Here is a 16,179-nt window from a genome sequence, read left to right as displayed (position 1 = left end):
CGCGGCGGGCCCGGGATCACCGGAGCTCAGAACTGCCCGAGCAACCGGGCTTTCGCGTCCTCACCTGCGCCGATGTGGTCCAGGGCGCTCAGCGCCGCGCCCGCGATGGGCGGCAGTTCGGCGACGACTCGCTCGGCCAGCGGCGCGCGGGCCGCGAACCGCTCGTCGAGCAGCGCGGTCAGCAGCGGATCACGGGCTCGCAGAACGCCCCCACCCAGGACCACCTCGGTCGGCGTTCCGAGCAGGTCGAGACGGGCGAGGCAGACCTGGGCCATCGTGGTGATCTCGTCGGCCATCCGCGAGACCAGCCCGAGCGCGATCTCATCACCGCCGGCGGCCACCTTGAACAGCCCTGGCGTCAGCTCCAGCAGCCGTTCCCGCTCCAGAGCGCCGAGGTGCACATCGACCACCACCCGCTCGACCGTGTCCGCGCCGAAATGCGATCTGACCAACTCGGCCAGCTCGGTCGGGGCGCCCCTGCCGTCCTCGGCGCGGATGGCGTACCAGAGCGTCTCGGCCGACAGGCCGAGGCCGCCACCCCAGTCGCCGCTGATCGCCCCCAGGGACAGGAAGCGAGCGATCCGCCCCGTCGGCGAGACGCCGACCGCGTTGATCCCCGCGCCGCAGACCACCGCGACGCCCCACGGGCCGGATGCTCCCGACCGGAGGAGGGCGAAGGTGTCGTTCCGCACCACGACGTCGCGGGCCAGCGCGCGTCCCGAGATCTCGGCTCCGATCGCCTGTTCCTCCTCCGGCAGGTCCGCCCCGGCCAGAAAGGCGACCAGGTGATCGGCCTGGCCGGTGAGACCGACCGCCTGCCGTACCACGCTCTCGATGACGTCGGCGGCGGGCCCGACTCCCCCGCTCTGCGGTACGAAGGGCCCGCCGCGGCCACGGGCGAGGATCTCCCCCAGCTCGTTCAGCAGCACCACATCGGTCTTGCTGTTGCCTCCGTCGACGGCCAGCACGCTCACCACGACAGGTGCCCTCCGTTCTTCTCCAGCAGAAGCGCGGTCAGCTCGGCGGCGATCGCCTCCTGTCCCACCAGCGGATGCGCCAGAAGCGCGTTGTGCACCCGGTCCGCTCCGCCGTACAGTGCCGCCTGGAGGGCCAGCTCCTCGTAGGCGGAGACGCCCGCGATCAGGCCGGCGTAGAGCGGCTCGACCGGCTCGACCGGCAGCGGTACGGCTCCCGCCTTGGTGATCTTCGAGGGCACCTCGATGACCGCGTCGTCGGCGAGGAAGGGCAGCGTACCGTTGTTGCGGGTGTTGACCACCTGCACGTCGCCACGGTCACCGAGCAACGAGGCGATGAGCGCCACGGCCGCCTCGGAGTAGAACGCTCCGCCGCGCTTGGCCAGCTGCTCGGGTTTGGTGTCGAGGCCGGGATCGGCGTACAGCTTGAGCAGCTGCTCCTCCAGCGCCGCGACCTCGGCGGCCCGGGAGGGCCGGGTCCGCTGCTCCTCGACCACGAGGTCGTGGGCGTAGAAGTAGCGCAGGTAGTAGGAGGGCACGGCCTGGAGGCGCTCGATCAGCTCCAGCGGCAGGTGCAGGTCGTCGGCGATGGCCTGCCCGTGCTCGGCGATCAGCTTGGGCAGCACGTTCTCGCCGTCCACGTGGACCGCGCGCTCCCAGGTCAGGTGGTTGAGCCCGACGTGCCCGAGCTGGAGCTGTTCGGGGGCCAGGCCGAGGTAGCCGGCGAACCGGCGCTGGAAGCCGATCGCCACGTTGCACAGCCCGATCGCGCGGTGCCCGGCGTCCAGCAGTGCCCTGGTCACGATGCCGACGGGGTTGGTGAAGTCGATGATCCAGGCCTCGGGCGCGTGCTCCTTGACCTTGGCCGCCAGGTCGAGCACGACCGGCACCGTGCGCAGGGCCTTGGCCAGGCCTCCGGCGCCGGTGGTCTCCTGTCCGACGCAGCCGCACGTCAGCGGGAACGTCTCGTCGACGGCGCGTGCCGCCTGGCCGCCCACTCTGAGCTGGAAGAGCACCGCCTGCGCACCTTCGACGCCCTGCCGGACGTCGGCGGTGGCGACGACCTTGGCCTGATGTCCGGCCCGAGCCAGCATACGGCGGGAAACCCCTGCCACCAGCTCCAGGCGGGAGGCATCGGGATCGACGAGTGCGATCTCGGTCAGCGGGAGCTCGTCGCGCAGACGGGCGAATCCGTCCATCAGCTCCGGCGTGTAGGTCGAACCGCCTCCGATAACGGCGAGTTTCACTCCGGCATCCTTCCTTGAAGTTAGGAAACTTTCCTAATTTTGCGTTCAACCTAGAAACACGAGGAGCATTCAGTCAACTCGGGACATCAACGGCCAAGCGGTCCGGCGGATGACGCTGGAGTGCGGACGCTCGATCGCCCGGCCTCCGGGACGGGCCTTCTTCCATGTCGCCGCCTACACGGGTGCCCGGCGCGGGGAACTGCCCAACCTGCGCCGGTCGATGCCTCTTGCCGGTCAAGCTTTCGCACGGCTTCTCGGCCACCTTCGCCCTCTGGCTCGCCGTGCATCCATCAGACCTGCAGACCGCCTATGAGGTGTGGACAGCGCCGGAGTACGCCGATCTAGAGTTGGCCGGCTTCGTCGCCAATGCCGTTGAGCCTTGGGGCGCAGAGCTTCTGGCCGCTCCCGCACGTGCCGTCGTGAAGGATCCGGAACATGTGCCGTACATCGTGGAGACTTCCCATGAACTGCTGGGCCAGGTGATCACCGACGAGTGGCCACACCGCGAGGTGCTGAACGCGATGCCGCGATAGCCCGTTGATGTTTCCGCGAACCCCAGTGAGGCTGAGCGCCGGTCGTCTACCTGGCCTGACGCTGTGGGCGATCGTGAGGGTGGTACCAGCTTGACCTCAGTAGGTGCCTTACTCCGGCAGATCCAGCCCATGAGCTTTGAGCGCCTTGCGAGCCTGCTGGAGGCATTCTTCGGCGGAGTCAGCGTCGGCTCGAATGGCCCATCGGTCACTTCGGGGTCCGCCGCTCGCGTGGAAGGTCCAGGGCCGAACGCCCCCACGCTCGGCGTCCACCCTGATCAGGGCGTTCACATCGCGTTCCAGGAGCCATCCGAGCACCGCGATCACGTCCATCCGAGCAGCATATGGTCGCGGCGGCGCGTCGCAGGGGCGTCGAATCGGTTGGGTACGGCGGGCGCGCGGGTCGGTGGACGGCCCGGGCGCCGCCGGCCGGGACCGGCCCCCAGGCCGCACTCCCGGACGGCGGGCGGCAGAGGGCCGGGTACGGCGGCGGGATGAGGTGCTCGGGCCGGTCTGGGGCTGCGTCGACCTCGGCGGCGAGCAACTGTGGATCTCCCGTCAGCTCAACCGGGTCCGTGGGCAACTCCTCCATCGGGAGACGGCCAAGACCGATGACTCGTCGGCCTCACTTCCCCTACCTCCTTCCCCTGCTCGGCTTCTGCCTCACCGCACTCAAGCACCGCCGGCGCACTCAGGAGGACGCGCGCAAGGCGGCCGGTGAGAAGTGGAAGGTCTCCGATCTCGTCTTCACCACGCGGAACGGCCCACCGATCGAACGGCGTAGCTTCAATCGCGCCTTCGGGGCTCACTGCCGCTGAGAGGGCCTTCGGCTTGGGATCCACGGGCTCTGATCAATGATCGAACCAGGCCCTCACCGAGGGGAGGAGCAGCAGGACGACCGCCACGGCCGGCAGCACCAGGCCGACATCGAGCATGCTGTGAACGCCGAGATCGGCATCAAGAGCAAGACCGACCACGGAGAAGAGCACCGGCAAGCTCTCGACCGCAACCGCTGCGAACCACACACCCCGCTTGCGCGAGTCCCATCTGAACGCCAGCCAGCCGATCAATCCGGTGACTACAAGAATGGACGTCAAGGACAGGAAGCCCGCGGCACCGTCCGGCTCGGCGCTCCCTCCGAAGAGAAGGCCGGAGAGCAGCACGACGGCCACCAGCCCGAGCATCGCCTGAATCATCATGACGACCTGTGCGCTCTTCGCCGCACGCGGCATGAGACCGGTCTTGTCTACCGTGACCATGGGACCCCTCGGGGAAGTCGATCAACGCTCATCCTCACCAACTCCAGGGGACCCGGCAGAGTTCCTACTGGCTGAGGCGATCAGCTCTGCCCGCCGGAGGCTGCTCGCAGCACGCCCTGCCGGTTCACCACTCGGGGAGCTCATGTGCGTCGGGATAGAGCATGACGATCTTCTCCAAGAGCTCAGAGCTGTCTGTCCGCACATCCCAGTGGCCGCTGTCGAATGCCCGGATCCTCACCTCCGGCACCGACGAGCTGCCGCCGTGGCCCACGAGTTCTCCATCGATGAGCTGGCAGTCCACGCTGAACAGTTCAACGAGCTCACTCGTGCTCACCAGTGAGCTCGCCGTGGCCTCGGTGATCGCTTCAAGCTCGGGGGAGACGAGCCAGTCGATGATCAGCCGCCAACGGTGGTCTTCGATCACCGAGCCAAGGGAGGCAAGAACCTCCGCCAGGCCGACATAGCGGCCCCCTCGCCAAGCTGCGAACGAGAGGATGCGGGGCCCAGTCACGTTCTCCTCCTCCCACCGGGCACGTACCGGACGCGGATCTCCTACATGCCGACGCAGTTCGTCCACTCGGACACGGACGACGCCGAACAGGGCGACCACCTCGAATACCACGTCGAGATGTGGGCGACCAGGGAGGTGACCGACATCCATGTCCTGAAGCAGGGTCCTACTCCATGGGCCGGATGACCTACTGAACCGCAAAGGGGTTGCCGCCTCGCCAGAAGCGTCCTGGCCCGCTCAGCCAATGAGCGCAGGTCGGGCAGCATGCGATCACGTGAGAGGGCGCCGCTGTACGCGACTGCTGTACACCACATCTGTGGACGCAACCCCACCTACTCCACGAGGGCGGTCCCGCGGTCGTCGCTGGTGCCGTCACGCAGGATGTACCGGACAGGCAGGGCCGCGGTCTCGGTCCGCGCTCAGACTCGTTTCCCAGTGGACCACAAGTACCGGTCCATAGCGTGCCGCCATGAGTTCGCATCTACGCACACGGGTCGCCGGTGTCCTCTTTGTCCTGGCGGTCCTCGCGGTGGCGAGCGCCCTGGTCGGTGCCATCGGGCACTACACGGTCCTCGACCGGCCGGTCCTGCTGGGCACCCTGGCCGCGAGCCTGATCATCGTCTCCGGGGCGCTCGTTCTCGGGGGAGAGCCCCACGGGCCCGTCATCGCGCTTGGGATGATCTGGATGACGGTGGGGTTCGTCACCTACGTGAACAACTGGCAGCTGCATGCCCAGATCCCCGGCCCGACCGGTAGCGGACTGGAAGTGCGTGTCCTGTACGACGACTGGATCATCCCTGACTGGGCGCTCGTGGTCCGCAAGAACGACGGCCTGCTGACGCGTGAGTGGCCCTTGGTGGAGCGCTTCAGCTCCGAACACGCTGACGGCCTGCCTGTGGTGACCTGGGTCGATCCCTCGCACGTGCGCCTGGACGACAGGCCGGGCGATGATCGGGCGCTCTGGGGCGGGCGGATGATCGTCCTGGACCCCGAGACCGGGCGATCGCTCGAGCCGACCGCCCGGTGAGCGCCTTCTGAGGTCCGGCCGCCTCCTGCCGACCGGTCGAGTGAGGAAAGCCCGTAGAAACGATCAAGTCCTGGGGCGGGGTGTACCCCTGACCCGGACCTTTGGCGTTGAAGCGGGTCAAAAACCGCGACGCCGATGCCGATCGCAAGTCCAAGCCCGTGATCTCCGAGCTGAAGGCCCGTAAGTCACGCCGGACGCTCTGCCTGACTCCCGAGCTGGTCGACGCGCTCAAGCGGCACAGGGGCGCGCACAAACAGAGGGCAGGCGCGCACAACGCTCAAGCGGCACAAGGGCGCGCACAACAGAGGACGCCTTCAGGCCGGACAGGAGTGGACCGAGCACGGGCTGATCTTCTCGACCGCTCTCGGCAGTCCGCCCGGCCCCGACACCCTCTCTGACCTGTTCTCGAAGCTCGCACGGAAAGCCGGGCTCGGCCACTGGCACCCGCACGAGCTGCGGCACTCCGGGGCCTCGCTCGTGCCCGCCCGGGGCACACCGCTGCACGTGGTCTCCGACGTTCTCGGGCACGCGAGCGTCGCGATCACGAAAGACCTCTACGGAAACTCTCGGAATCGCATCAGACGGGCGAAGAGCGGCGGGCCACGAGGTCAGAGCGGCATTCAGCCAAGGCTCCGTCTGTCTACAACTTGGCGGCTTGAGCCCATCGCCGCACTGGCCCGGAACATCGCACTGGCCCGGAACGTCGCCGCACTGGCCCGGAACGTCGCCGCCGACCGCAGGGGGCATGCGACCATTGGGGCCCGGCCCCGTCTCCATGACTCCTCCCCGGCGGCCGGCCGGGACGGCCGATCAGCACCGCGCAGCTGACGCAGCGGCTGAACCGGCTCGGGATCCGGCCCAGCCAGGCCCGCAGCACCGCACTCCTCCAACTCGCCACCGCGATCCCCGCCGTGATCCTCGCCCGAACCCTGGGCATCCACACCGATGTCGCCGTCGCCTGGCAATGTCTGTCCGCGGGCGGCTGGACCAACTACGCCGCCGAGATCAGCCGCCGCACCTCAACACAGGAGGACATCAGATGACCAGCCATAACTCCCTTGCGGACAGCGAAGTCCGGGATCCCTTCGGCACGTTGCGCCGCGCATTGTGGATCGGCGGTGGTCAATGGGCCGGAAAGTCGACCGTGGCCCGGCTCTTGGCCGTCCAATACTGCATCACCGTCTATCACTACGACTACCACGACGCCCGCGGTCACAACGATCGCCGGATCGCCCGTCGCGTCGACCTCGGCGAGCCCACCACCGAGCCCGACCCGGACAAGGTGTGGGTCCACACCACCCCAGAAGAGATGGCCACCACGACCCTGGCCGGTTTCCCGGACCGGTTCGAGTGGGCCCTGGACGACCTGCGCGCGCTCGTCTCAGGCCACCCGATCATCGCCGAAGGCTGGGGACTCCGCCCCGAACTCGTCGCACCCATCATCGACTCACCGCGCCGGATGGTCGTCATGGTGCCCACACCAGAGTTCCGCCAACACCAGCTCCAAGAACTACCGCGCGCCGCCTCGCTCGGGCACCGCGTCAGCGATCCGGCCCGCGCACAGGCCAACCGCCTCACCCGGGATCGCCTCGTCGCGGAGGACGCCGTCCGCACCGCCCACCAGCTCGGCATCCGCGTGATCGAAGTCGACGGTTCCCGCGACGCCGCCGCGATCGCGGAGATCGTCGCCGACCATTTCAGCCCCTACCTCCCAGAGCAAGATCGCAAGCCCTGATCAACAGAGGCATTCACAGGGTTCCAATACCCGACGTCACCATCACACCTGATGGAGGGCGACAAGCGCGGCGACGGAAACGATCTCCGGGGCCCTGCCGGACAGGCCCACACCATGGTCAGCGCAGCTTTCGGAAGGTTTCCCGGACGTCGTCGGTGAAGGCTTCGGGGTTCTCGTAGTGGACGAAGTGGCCGCCCTTCATGTGGGCGTTGACGTTGATCACGTTGAAGGAGCTGCGCGTGGGGCCGTTGTCAAAGGCGGCGATGCGCTCTTCGACGGTGTTGACGCCAGGCGGGTAGGCGTCGCCGAGGAGGAAGGTGAAGCCGGCCGGCGGCTCGACGACGGGCCGGCGGTTGTGGGAGGGCACCCACGGGTAGCGCACCGCGTTGCGGTACATGCGGATGGAGGAGCCGATGGCCTGGTTCACCCAGAAGGCGGTGGCCTCGGTGAGGATGAAGTCGCGGGGGAAGTTCTCCTCGAAGTCACCCCTCTTGTCGCTCCACTTCTTCCACCTCCGCAGGAGCCAGGCGAGCATGCCGATGGGAGAGTCGTTCAGGCCGTGGGTGAGGGTCGATGCGTCGAGCATGTGGACCGCGACGTGGGAGACGTAGGTGCTGATGAGGTTCTCCAGGGCCGCCCGCAGCTCCGGTTTGGCGTCCTCAGGAATCTTGGCGCCGTCGGTCAGGTCCCAGAACCGCTCGTTCGCGAACTGGCCCGGAGGCATGTCGTGACCGTAGTGCAGGCCGATGATGCTGTCGGCGTACTTGTGGCCGAGCGCGCTGGTGACGAGGGCGCCGTAGTCGGAGCCCGCCGCGGCGTACTTCTCGTAGCCCAGCACCTCGGTCATGAGCTTGTGAATGATGTCGGCGATCTTCCAGTAGTTCAGGTCGCCCCTGCCGACGGGGGTGGACCAGGCGAATCCGGGCAGGTCGGGGATGATGACGTCGAAGGAGTCCGCCGGGTCACCGCCGTGGGCGGCGGGGTCCGTCAGCGGGCCGATGAGCGGGAGGCTGAACCCGCTGGACCACGGCCAGCCGGAATGAACGGCGAGCGGGACCGGGTTCGGGCCCTTACCGCGCACGTAGTAGAAGTGCACGGGCGTGCCGTCGATCTCGACCTTGTACTGGTCGTAGGTGTTCAGCCGCTTCTCCTGCGCGCGCCAGTCGAAGCCGTCCGCCCAGTACTCCACGAGCGGCTTGAGGTAGGCGGTGCTGATCCCGTAGTACTCCTCCTCATTGTCCAGATCATCGAAGAAGCGGGTCTTCTTCAGACGGTCCTTGAGGTCGTCCAGGGCCTCCTGGGGAACATCGATCTTGTACGGTTCCAGCGCGCTGAACTTGTTGTTGTTGCTCACGGCAAGGCTGCTTTCCGTAGTGGTGAACGAGAAGTTGCTGTCCGGCAGGCGGGTGCCGCCGCCTACCGGTGTTCTGATCGCGCCGTGGTCGGGTGTGACCGGCCGCCGGGCGAGGTGTGAGGGGGCCGCAGGTAGCGTCAGCTGGTGAAGTCCAGGCGGACCCGGGTCTGCTTGAGCTCGGCGATGTACCAGGAACCGTCCGTCCTGACGAAGCGTGCGTGGTAGTGGCCGAAGCCGTGCATGCCCCTGAAAGGAATGTCCTCGGACACGGCGGCGTCCTCGGGCCGGGTGATGATGTCCTCCATCGCCCATACGCCGTGGGCGGCGGTCGCCGAGTCGACGTCGATCTCGTCGGAGAACAGGTGGTGGACCAGGGTGACGCCGGGGCCGCCGCCGGCGCCGACCGTGGCGGCGATCCCTTCCCGGCCCTCCATGTGCAACCAAACCGATCCGTCCGGCTTGTGCGGGGTGAACGTGCCGTCTGGCGTGAACAGATTCGCCAGGTCCTGCCAGCGCTGATGATCCGCGTAACGGACGTAGCGAGCCATCAGGCGACGAAGATCCTCAGTAATGCTCAGACGCTCAATGGCATCCATGATCGATCACCCCTCTACCGGTGATGTGGACGGACATCCCGCCGGTGTTGTGCTTCGGCCGGCCGGGGCCTCAAGCGGGCTGCTCTGTGTCTCATAGGCGACATGCGCGCTCCCGCCACACGGCAACGGGTCTTCGCAGATCTCCTGCGCCGCCAGTCCGTCCCCAAAGTCAACACGCGCCCGGTGAGGGTTGGCGATCAACCTGCTCGGTGATGTGGGCATCACCGAAAGGTTGGCGACTTCCGTTCTGGACTTCACGGTCCACTCATCATGCGGTGTCACAAATGGACTAGCAAGTCCAAAAACTATGCACCGGTTACCCGAGCCGACATCGACCCCCCTCTCCGGAACGGGCACGGGACCGGGGTGAGTCACTGGCCGAGCACCTGGTGTGGCACCCGGCGATGAGGACGCCAGGCCTGCTGCCGCTCGAGGGAACCGCGAAGAGCGGCAGGAAACGCATCGTCAGCCTCGACGACGGCACCATCGTGGTCCTCCGCAACCAGCACAGAATGCAGACCGTCGACAGGCTCAAGGTCGGCCCTGAATGGCGAGGTGACGACGGGCTGCGTCTTCACGACCGGCTGGGGCGAGCCCGTCCACCTCACGCGACCGCGCTCCTCCTGGCCGGCGTGCCCGTCCACGCCGTCGCGGCCCGCCTCGGCCACGCCGACCCGTCCATCACACTGCGCGTCTACGCTCACATGATCCGTGCGGCGGAAGCCTCGGCGGCAGACGTCTCCGCCCGGGCGATCGGCGAGTAACGCAGCCACCCTGTTGGCAAGATCCCAAGAGTGTCCTGGCAAACATGGAGGCCCGCTCCAGGATCTCCGGTCTCCCTGGAACATGTTGGTACGGCGGTGAACCGCAGCCCGAACTGCAACCCGTGAGAACTCCTGACCTGCGCGGGCACTCAGGCCGATCGACCCGATGAGCTCTGCCGACGTAGCCAGTCATTGCTACCGACGACCAAACACCGCCACCGCGGCCCCAAGGCGAGCTCGGCATCAGGGCACGGAACGGAGAGTGGACAAGGAGTACGACAGGCACGGCGTCAGTCATCGTGCATCGCACCGCGACCTCCCCGCCGGGTGGCGACGAGGAGCGCGATGGCGCTGATCGCGTAGGCGACGGGTGCCAGCGCCCAGTATCCGCCCTCGGGGCGCGTACCGAAGTGGAAGTCCGGCTGACTACCGGCGAACATGTCCGCGAGCACGTCCGCGAGCACGTCCGCGGGGATGCCCTCCGGCGGGAGGGTGATCGGGAGCTCTCTCAGCACAAGCGGTAGATGGAGCAAGGCCAGGACGCCGCAGATTCCGCTGATGACGTCGACCAGCGTGCGATTTCTTGCCATGGCGACAACGCCCACCAGAAATGGCAGGACGCCGATGACGAAAAGGTCGAGGACTAAGAGATCTCGCTTCGAGGCCCCGGCGATGTCGCCGGCGATCATCGCCAAAGGCAAGGGAGGGGAAGACCATCTGCTCTCTGTCGTCGTAGCGAGCAACGCCCAAGGCACCAGCGAAGCGCTCACCGCCACCACGACCCACGCCCACGAACGCCGGCCGGTCGGCGTGTTCCTCCACGTCGGCACCGGAAGAGCGTACAGGGCATGTTCCCGAGTTGCCCCGGTACAGGTAGACGCCCGCTGGACCCCGATAAGAACAATTCGGCAATTCGGCAAGAGGTCCCGTGTTGACTCGTGTTGCTTTCTCGACACCGCCCGAGGGGGCGATAGCTCAGCAAAGCGACAGGCCGGGTCTCCGCAACTTGCCGACCAGTGGGATCCAATTGCCGACCAGTGGGATCCAAGCAGGTTCCGTTAGAGCAGGGGCATGAGTAATGAGATACACCCCTTGAGCCGGCGGGAAGGCCCGGTGCCCCCAGTGGAGCGCGAGAGGCGGACGGTTCCCTTTGACGCCTCCCTACCCGACGTGTGTGTGCACCGGAAGACGTGCTTCGCGCTGTACGTCCAATCGGAAGGCGGTATGGGCTGGCTTCTGAGCAAGCTAGCGTTCTACTGGGCGTTTTACGGGATCGTGTGGACGGGGGTGATCTGGTGGTGGGTGCTGCCGGGGCTCGCACTCATGCTGGCGGTGACGCTCCCACTCCTCCTGGCCTCATCCGTGGTGTACCGCAGGCGGGGGCATCGTGGTTGGTGCTGGGCGCTGCATTCGCTGGACCTGGAGGAGATCATCCCTGACGTGCTGACGCCGTTCGCCTTGATCGAGCTGTTCTTCATGTGGATCCTGTGGCCCTTCCGTCGGCTCTGGCACCTCTTCGCCTGGATCTGGAGGCTCTTGTCCGGGCTGGGAGATCTCTAGGCCTTCAGGACTGAGCGGTCGTCAAGGCTTGTCCGCCCGTGATCCTGGCCTCGGATCTTTCAGCAACACGAAGCGGCCTGCCCCCGACAGGGGAGCAGGCCGCCTTGAAGCAAGGCCGCGTAGTTAAGGTCGTGGGACCTGTGTCAAGGGAGGGTGTAGATGCCACGGCCGGTCTTGCGGATCAGACCTTGGCGTGCCCATTGGGCCATCTGCACGCAGAAACTGTGTAGGTCCGGGACGCCGAGTAGCTGTCCGACCTCGCGCGCGTGCCAGGAGCGGCCGAGCTGAGTCTGCATGAGGGCGAGGACGTGTTGTTTGCGTCCGATGCGGGCTCGGGCGGCGGGCTTGTCCCGGCGGGCGGCTGGGGTGGGCCGGGTGGTATCGGCCAGATGGCGGTCCAATGCCCACGATCGCAGGGGGCGTGGCTGTACGGCAGGTGGTGCGGTGCGTCCATGGTGGATCAGGAAGCACAGGCTGGTGATGGTCACGCTGCCTGGTGGCCGGTCGTCGGTGCGATGGGTGTGGTAGCGGGAGATCGGGGACTTGACCTTGCGAATGCTGAGGCGCCGGCGGCGCGCGGGCAGCAGGCCGGCCAGGACCGCCCGGCCGATACCGCCCAGCAGATCGACAGCGCCGTCATCGGTATCGGGCAGGATCCGGTGGGCGGTGATGACCTGCTCGCGGGCCCGTTGCAGGGCGGTGGTGAAGCAGGCCCGATCGGGGTCGGTGCCCGGACACGTCTCCACGGCGTCGGTCATGGCCCGGCGCAGGACTTGGTAAAGGGTGAGCGCGGCCCACATCTCCTGTTCGATGCCGGCCGGGTCGCCCGAGCGCAGAACGGCGCCGGTCATCAGGGTGTGGCGCAGTGCCAGATAGGCCGATTCGATCTCCCAGCGCTCGTGGTAGAGCTGTATCAGTTGCTCGGCCGGATCGGTGCGATGGTCGGTCAGGGTGGTGACCAGCCGGTAGCGGCCCTGGACGCGGCGGCCGTCGGCCAAGGTCACGATCACGTCGGCGTCGATGATACGGACCTTCAGACCGGCCAGAACGGACAGAAACGAGCCATCGGATAGCTGAGCCAGCACCGGTGGGCGGCGACTGGTGCGGATACGGACCAGCAGTTGGGCGCCGGTGGCGGTGACCTCCCTGAGGAAGGCGTCGGCGTCGAAGGCGCGGTCGGCCAGCACGAGCATGTCGGAGCGCAGATGCTGTAGCAGGCGCAGCGCGTAGGTGCTCTCGCCTGCGGCAGGAGCGCCGAAGGTGGCGCCGATCAGGGCGCGGGTGCCGGTCTCGACCAGCGTCATGAGCATCAGCATCGGATAGCCCGCCCAGGCTTGGCGGTAGCAGGCGCGGCCGTAGTGGTCGCGGTTGCGGGTCGTGTCGGGGACCTTCAGGGAGCTGCAGCCGTCGAAGGCGACGGTGCGCCGGCGGCGGTAGCACACGCCCGGGGTGTGCGGCTGAGCTATGGGTCCGGCCAGTACCTCGAACAACGCCTTCAGCGGGGCTGATCCTATGCGGCGGCGCAGATCACGCAGCGCCTTGTCGGACGGGGTGGGCACGGCAAGGCCGTGCAGGCCGGCGACCAGTTTGTCCCATACCCGCAGGTAGCCCATGCGCGGGAATAGGCCGAGCGCAAGCGTGAAGTACACCCCGACCCGTGAGGGTAGATCCCGCAGTCTGCGCTGCACGGTTCTGGTGTCGGCGAGGACCGCGTCGACCATCTCGAAGGGGACATGCTGGGTCAGCTCGCCCAGGTGGCCGGGGGCGTAGATGCCGTCGGCGACCGTGATGGCACGCGTGACGGTGGTGGTGGCAGACTGGCAGTTCAACGGGACCTCTAAAACGGGACGATCTTGGCGGATTGCCCTGATTTATCAGAGGTCCCGTTGCTGTGTCTGCCCTGAACGGCACACCCGCAGATCCCTTGACTCAGCCCCCGAACCCTTAACTACGCGGCCTTGCGCCTTGAAGACGTGGAGAAAGTCCTCATCCGCAGCCCATGGCTCGTGGGTGACCCCTGGTGATCTTGAGTCTGTAGTGCGGTGACCACCTACGTTCACCGGGTCCGGGAACACGCCGGGCGAGGTTGGGGTCGCCTGGATCTGTGAGCCTTACATTCGACGGCGACGTGTGATGCTTAACGTGTGATGCTTGAGGTGGACCCTCGTGGGGTGAGCACGGACCTTCGCCGGGTTTGATCAGGTGGTGTGGGGATCGGCGCCTCAGCGACCGCTGCGAGCAGCTCGATCGGGAACTCCGGATCGGCCTGGCCGACGGCGAGCGCGATCCACCGGCCGGTTTCCAGCCGCCAGAGGAGCATCGTGCCGCTGAGCTGGCAGAGCGTGATCATCGGCTCCGGAGCCGGGTCCTCACCCCGCAGATAAGGCCATAGATCGATGGTCTCGGGCTCGCCCCAGCGTGTCGTCAGAGTGGCCACCAGTGCCTGGAGGGCGGTGTCGATCTCCTCCTCGGCCGCCTCGACGGTCTCCTCGCTGCGGTCGTCCCAGAAATCCCGGCTGGCCTGCAGGACGCACACGTGATGACCCGGCCCGCTGGAGCGACGTCCCTCCCGCGTGCCCTCCCCCGGGAAAGGAAGGGCCAGCAGGTCGTCGACGACAGCGAGTCGATCTTCCGTGGTCATGCCATGAGGCTAGTGAGCCGGTGAAGGTAGGTGGACATCGCAGTAGCGGCTACTCCGATTCCGCTATGGCGATCTCCGCAGGAAGCACGCGCACCCTGAGGGGAACGCGTCGTGATCGCGCTGGATGAGTGCGTGAGCCCGCACGTGGCGGATGCCTCTCACGCGGAGCATGCCCCAAGGCACTCGATCGATCAGTGGTGGCCTGCAGACGCCGTTGCTGCATTTCGCTGCTGTACGGGCATGTCAAAGGCCCTCCGGGATGATCCCGGAGGGCCTCTGACCTGCTGCGCGGCCGAGAGGACTCGAACCCCTAACCTTCTGATCCGTAGCCGGTTCGAGATCGTCCATGGACGACCACCACTGTCACGAATGGCTGCTCGGCGGCCCTTCCTGCTTGATCGGTTTCCAGGTTCGTACACCGGCGTCCAGGCACGTTGTTAGCAACAGCGTTAGCAAGATCCCCGGGCCAGCGCCTCTTCAAGGCGACACGTCCGTCGGCGTTGACGTTCATGATCAGCCGAAACGCTGGATCATGGACACGAGCTCGTTCTGAGCCTTGGGAGCCCACCCGATCAACGCCACCACCACGGTGCCACGGGTCGGTATGGAGGCTTCCCCATACCGCTAGGGTGTCGCGAAAACGGAGATCATCTTGTCGCGATTAGCCCAACTCGCATGGGCGACCGCCCTAGCCGCCGCAGCGTACTCGACCTGGAGCGCCTGGCAAGTCGAGTACGGGTCCTCCTATGCCGTCCTTGGCTGCGTGAGGTTCTTCGACACCGGTGGCTTCGGCCTCACCAGACTGGCGTCGGCACCTCTGGGGGACGCCTACGAGATCGCGGACCTGGCCCTCCTATGGGGCGTGCCCTCCATCCTCGTCCTCACGGGGTTCCTGATGTCGGCCGCCACCGGGAACGGAGCGATCACCGGGCGCCGGGTGGCCGGCCTGCTCGTCCTTCTCGCGATCGTCGGACCGGCCGCCCCTTCGTACATGGCTGAGGACGGCTGCTCGATGATCCCCGTCCTCAGCAGCGAATGGTTCGCGACCGTGGCGAGCGCCTACGGGCCTGCGCAGTCGGCCCTCCTGCTCTCCGCGTTGCTGGTGCTGCTGGCCTCCCGGACCGCAAGGGACACCTGGCCGAGTGGGTTCGCCGAGCGCCGGGCGGTGGCGTTCACCTTCGATTACTTGATCTTCGTCGCCTTACTGAGCCTCTTAGAGGGAGGGGTCAGCAGCTTGGACTACGGCCTCCTGAACTGGTTCAGGGTCAACGAACCGACATCGCTGCTTGTCGCCGTGCCCGCGTTCCTTTACGTCCTGACGGGACGGACGTTCGGCAAGCGGCTGATGCGCATCCGCGTCGTCTCCGCCGACACCGGCCACTGGCCGGGTTGGCGCAGGGCCGCAGTCCGCGCGCTTGTCTTCCCCGTCCTCGTCTGCGTGCCACAGTGCGGCCTGGTCGTGCTCCTGGTGGACGTTCTGTGCTCGGTGGCCGACCCGGCCGCTCGCACCTTGCACGACCGCCTCGCCGGCACTCGGGTCGTGCGCGACCTGCTGTAGCTGCGGTAACTGCGGCGCAGCGGCTCGCGGCGCTCGACAAGCCGGCCTGACTCCCGATGGTCCGTCTGGGCCGTCGTCCCCTCGCGGACCGGCCGCCCTTTCGGTCGGGGTTTCACGATCGCCCTCTCACCGCTGGCCGGCACCCGGGCCGTCTGTGTCCGTCCCGGCCTTAAACGGTGGCATCGTGTTTCGATCTAGGCGCAGCGTGAGCGCCTACTTGCAAACGGGAGCCGGTCACGAGGTTGACGCCTAGTTTGCCTGGTCAGGCGGCAGATATGGAACGTCAAGGCATACTTCCATGAGATGACGTTGCTGCACTTGGCTGCTGTACAGCAGCCAAGTGATAGGGCTCTACCAACTGGTCTGTAGCTGGACTACGGACGTCACGATCCCCAGAGCAACCAGAACCATCCTCCTCAGATG

At 67.0% G+C, this 16,179-nt stretch carries 19 protein-coding genes and 1 pseudogene; 10 read left to right on the top strand and 10 right to left on the bottom strand.

Annotated elements, in window-relative coordinates:
* Positions 1-26: 26 nt before the first annotated feature.
* Both J2S55_RS17890 and J2S55_RS17885 read right to left on the bottom strand, forming a co-directional pair.
* Entirely contained in the window at positions 27-977 is a 951-nt protein-coding gene (locus J2S55_RS17890; protein ID WP_306862031.1) for an N-acetylglucosamine kinase, read from the bottom strand.
* Positions 971-2,221, bottom strand: coding sequence for a 6-phospho-beta-glucosidase (locus J2S55_RS17885; RefSeq protein WP_306862028.1), 1,251 nt, complete (start codon positions 2,219-2,221; stop codon positions 971-973). Before J2S55_RS17885 ends, J2S55_RS17890 begins: the two co-directional genes overlap by 7 nt.
* A gap of 227 nt (positions 2,222-2,448) precedes the next feature.
* Here J2S55_RS17885 and J2S55_RS17880 point away from each other — a divergent pair, with 227 nt between their 5' ends.
* Positions 2,449-2,754, top strand: coding sequence for a hypothetical protein (locus J2S55_RS17880; protein WP_306862025.1), 306 nt, complete (start codon positions 2,449-2,451; stop codon positions 2,752-2,754).
* A 108-nt stretch (positions 2,755-2,862) separates the two neighbouring features.
* Here J2S55_RS17880 and J2S55_RS17875 read toward each other — a convergent pair whose 3' ends face one another.
* Positions 2,863-3,084, bottom strand: a complete 222-nt coding sequence (locus tag J2S55_RS17875; RefSeq protein WP_306862022.1) for a hypothetical protein — start codon at positions 3,082-3,084, stop codon at positions 2,863-2,865.
* A gap of 278 nt (positions 3,085-3,362) precedes the next feature.
* On the opposite strand from J2S55_RS17875, the gene J2S55_RS17870 reads away from it, so the two are divergent.
* Positions 3,363-3,569, top strand: a complete 207-nt coding sequence (locus tag J2S55_RS17870; RefSeq protein ID WP_306862019.1) for a hypothetical protein — start codon at positions 3,363-3,365, stop codon at positions 3,567-3,569.
* A 33-nt stretch (positions 3,570-3,602) separates the two neighbouring features.
* On the opposite strand, the gene J2S55_RS17865 is transcribed toward J2S55_RS17870, so the two are convergent.
* Positions 3,603-4,010, bottom strand: coding sequence for a hypothetical protein (locus J2S55_RS17865; protein WP_306862017.1), 408 nt, complete (start codon positions 4,008-4,010; stop codon positions 3,603-3,605).
* Positions 4,011-4,134: 124 nt separating this feature from the next.
* Positions 4,135-4,521 (bottom strand): hypothetical protein, encoded by a 387-nt coding sequence (locus J2S55_RS17860; protein ID WP_306862015.1) that lies wholly within the window; start codon positions 4,519-4,521, stop codon positions 4,135-4,137.
* 45 nt (positions 4,522-4,566) lie between these two features.
* Between J2S55_RS17860 and J2S55_RS17855 the strand changes: the two genes are divergently transcribed.
* The 5 genes and pseudogenes from J2S55_RS17855 (at position 4,567) to J2S55_RS17840 (ending at position 7,283) form a co-directional block, all read left to right on the top strand.
* Positions 4,567-4,707 (top strand): hypothetical protein, encoded by a 141-nt coding sequence (locus J2S55_RS17855; RefSeq protein ID WP_306862013.1) that lies wholly within the window; start codon positions 4,567-4,569, stop codon positions 4,705-4,707.
* A 283-nt stretch (positions 4,708-4,990) separates the two neighbouring features.
* Positions 4,991-5,548 (top strand): hypothetical protein, encoded by a 558-nt coding sequence (locus J2S55_RS17850; protein ID WP_306862011.1) that lies wholly within the window; start codon positions 4,991-4,993, stop codon positions 5,546-5,548.
* A 336-nt stretch (positions 5,549-5,884) separates the two neighbouring features.
* Positions 5,885-6,376 (top strand): annotated as a pseudogene (locus tag J2S55_RS48330) (tyrosine-type recombinase/integrase); the annotation flags it as partial.
* Positions 6,377-6,459: 83 nt separating this feature from the next.
* On the top strand, positions 6,460-6,591 hold the full coding sequence (locus J2S55_RS17845) for a hypothetical protein (RefSeq protein WP_306862009.1): 132 nt from the start codon (positions 6,460-6,462) through the stop codon (positions 6,589-6,591).
* On the top strand, positions 6,588-7,283 hold the full coding sequence (locus tag J2S55_RS17840; protein WP_306862007.1) for a hypothetical protein: 696 nt from the start codon (positions 6,588-6,590) through the stop codon (positions 7,281-7,283). The genes J2S55_RS17845 and J2S55_RS17840 overlap by 4 nt, the downstream gene beginning before the upstream one ends.
* Positions 7,284-7,401: 118 nt before the next feature.
* Here J2S55_RS17840 and J2S55_RS17835 read toward each other — a convergent pair whose 3' ends face one another.
* On the bottom strand, positions 7,402-8,637 hold the full coding sequence (locus J2S55_RS17835; RefSeq protein ID WP_306862005.1) for an epoxide hydrolase family protein: 1,236 nt from the start codon (positions 8,635-8,637) through the stop codon (positions 7,402-7,404).
* Positions 8,638-8,774: 137 nt separating this feature from the next.
* Entirely contained in the window at positions 8,775-9,233 is a 459-nt protein-coding gene (locus J2S55_RS17830) for a nuclear transport factor 2 family protein (protein WP_306862003.1), read from the bottom strand.
* 404 nt (positions 9,234-9,637) lie between these two features.
* On the opposite strand from J2S55_RS17830, the gene J2S55_RS17825 reads away from it, so the two are divergent.
* Positions 9,638-9,997 (top strand): site-specific integrase, encoded by a 360-nt coding sequence (locus J2S55_RS17825; protein ID WP_306862001.1) that lies wholly within the window; start codon positions 9,638-9,640, stop codon positions 9,995-9,997.
* Between the two features lie 290 nt (positions 9,998-10,287).
* Here J2S55_RS17825 and J2S55_RS17820 read toward each other — a convergent pair whose 3' ends face one another.
* A complete protein-coding gene (locus J2S55_RS17820) occupies positions 10,288-10,686 on the bottom strand; it encodes a hypothetical protein (RefSeq protein WP_306861999.1) in 399 nt (132 codons plus the stop codon).
* A 382-nt stretch (positions 10,687-11,068) separates the two neighbouring features.
* Here J2S55_RS17820 and J2S55_RS17815 point away from each other — a divergent pair, with 382 nt between their 5' ends.
* Positions 11,069-11,557 (top strand): hypothetical protein, encoded by a 489-nt coding sequence (locus J2S55_RS17815; protein WP_306861997.1) that lies wholly within the window; start codon positions 11,069-11,071, stop codon positions 11,555-11,557.
* Between the two features lie 143 nt (positions 11,558-11,700).
* Here the strand turns inward: J2S55_RS17815 and J2S55_RS17810 are convergent, their stop codons facing one another.
* The gene (locus J2S55_RS17810) at positions 11,701-13,386 is read right to left on the bottom strand and encodes an IS4 family transposase (RefSeq protein ID WP_306861995.1); all 1,686 of its coding nucleotides are present in this window, start codon (positions 13,384-13,386) and stop codon (positions 11,701-11,703) included.
* Between the two features lie 308 nt (positions 13,387-13,694).
* Positions 13,695-14,198 carry a hypothetical protein gene (locus tag J2S55_RS17805; RefSeq protein WP_306861993.1) on the bottom strand — a complete coding sequence of 168 codons (504 nt, stop codon included), beginning with the start codon at positions 14,196-14,198 and terminating at the stop codon, positions 13,695-13,697.
* A 763-nt stretch (positions 14,199-14,961) separates the two neighbouring features.
* Here J2S55_RS17805 and J2S55_RS17800 point away from each other — a divergent pair.
* Entirely contained in the window at positions 14,962-15,756 is a 795-nt protein-coding gene (locus J2S55_RS17800; protein WP_306861992.1) for an RDD family protein, read from the top strand.
* The last annotated feature ends 423 nt before the right edge of the window (positions 15,757-16,179 follow it).

The organism is Streptosporangium brasiliense (genome assembly GCF_030811595.1).
GTDB classification, from domain to species: Bacteria; Actinomycetota; Actinomycetes; order Streptosporangiales; family Streptosporangiaceae; genus Streptosporangium; species Streptosporangium brasiliense.
This window is presented reverse-complemented; position numbering and strand designations above follow the sequence as displayed.